The organism is Halomonas sp. (genome assembly GCF_031581305.1).
Classification (GTDB): domain Bacteria; phylum Pseudomonadota; class Gammaproteobacteria; order Pseudomonadales; family Halomonadaceae; genus Halomonas.
The window spans coordinates 10,026-10,444 of record NZ_JAVLBC010000092.1 but is presented as its reverse complement, the minus strand read 5'-3'; the positions used below and the strand labels follow the sequence as shown (position 1 = coordinate 10,444).

1 pseudogene is annotated in these 419 nt (G+C 73.5%); it reads left to right on the top strand.

What is annotated here, in order from left to right:
• Positions 1–26: 26 nt before the first annotated feature.
• Positions 27–419, top strand: a pseudogene (locus tag RI841_RS09285) (hypothetical protein); the annotation flags it as partial.

Genomic DNA, 419 nt, shown 5'->3' with positions numbered 1-419 from the left:
CCGCCCCATCGACTCGAGCCCCCGCCTTGACCGCTGCCCCCGATGCCCTGCCCCCGCTGTCCGGCCTGGAGCGCGCCCGCCTGGCGTGGCGCCGGGAGGATAGCGGCGAGGAGGCGCCACACTCCACGACCTTCGACGATGTCTACTTCTCGCGCCATGACGGCCGCGCCGAGACCGAGCACGTCTTTATCGCCGCCAACCGGCTGCCCGAGCGATTTGCCGGCTGGCCGGAGGCGCGCCCCTTCGTGATCGGCGAGACGGGATTCGGCACCGGGCTCAACATGCTCTGCGCCTGGGCCTGCTTCGATGCCCATGCCCCGCCGGCCGCCCGGCTCCACCTGGTCTCCACCGAGAAGTTCCCGCTGGGCCGCGACGACCTGGCCCGGTTGGAGCTCCTGCTGGCAGCCCGGGCCCGGCGC